This window comes from Streptomyces viridosporus, assembly GCF_002078235.1.
Classification (GTDB): domain Bacteria; phylum Actinomycetota; class Actinomycetes; order Streptomycetales; family Streptomycetaceae; genus Streptomyces; species Streptomyces viridosporus.
The window spans coordinates 1-932 of sequence record NZ_MSGP01000916.1 but is presented as its reverse complement, the minus strand read 5'-3'; the positions used below and the strand labels follow the sequence as shown (position 1 = coordinate 932).

The window sequence follows — 932 nt, the reverse complement described above, 5'->3', positions numbered from 1 at the left end:
GCGCAGCACCAGGGTGTTGACGAAGAAGCCGACGAGCTGCTCGGTCTCGACGCGTTCCCGGTTGGCGACGACGGTGCCGACGGCGACGTCGTGCTGCCCGGTGCGGAAGGCGAGCGCGGCCTGGAAGGCGGCCAGCACGGTCATGTAGGTGGTGGTGCCGGCGCGGCGGCCCAGTGCGGCGAGCGCGTCGGTGAGGGCGGGCGGCAGGGTGACGCGGTGGACGGCCCCCCGGCCGGAGGGAGTCTCCGGCCGGGGGTGGTCGGTGGGCAGCTCCAGCGGGGTGAGCCCGGCCAGGCGGGTGCGCCAGTGCTCCAGCGCGGCGGACTGGTCGTCCTCGCGCTGCCGGATCGCGTAGTCGATGTAGTCCAGCGGCAGTTCGGGCAGTTCCGCGGCGCGTCCCCGTGTTCTGGCGCGGTACAGCTCGGCCAGGTCGCGGACGAGGAGGTCGAGGGACCAGCCGTCGGAGACGATGTGGTGCATGCCCAGGACGAGGACGTGGTCCTCGGCGGCGGCGCGCACCAGGGTGGCGCGGAAGGCGGGTTCGCGGGCGAGGTCGAAGGGGCGCAGGGCGGCCGCGTGCACGGCGGCGGCCAGCCGGCGTTCGCGGTCCCCGGCGTCCTCGCCGGTCACCTCGGTCACGTCCAGGACCGCGCCGCCCGCGGGCAGGACCCGCTGGTGGGGGACGCCCTCGTGCTCGGGGAAGACCACGCGCAGCTGCTCGTGCCGGGCGGCCAGGTCGGCGACGGCGGCGGTGAGGGCCGGCACGTCGAGCGGGCCGGTCAGGCGCCAGGCGGCGGGGAGCAGGTAGGTGGGCGCGCCGGGGTCGAGCCGGTCCAGGAAGTACAGGCGCTGCTGGGCCGCGGACAGCGGGATCCGCTCCGGGCGCGGCCGGACCCGGGCCGGGCCGGTGTCCCGGGCGGCGGCCCGGCCGC

Annotated in this window: 1 protein-coding gene; it reads right to left on the bottom strand. The window is 77.3% G+C overall.

Going from position 1 to position 932, the window contains the following annotated elements; translation table 11 throughout:
• Window positions 1-932 (bottom strand): condensation domain-containing protein (locus B7L92_RS38655; protein WP_255311371.1); only part of this gene is annotated, 932 nt, incomplete at both ends.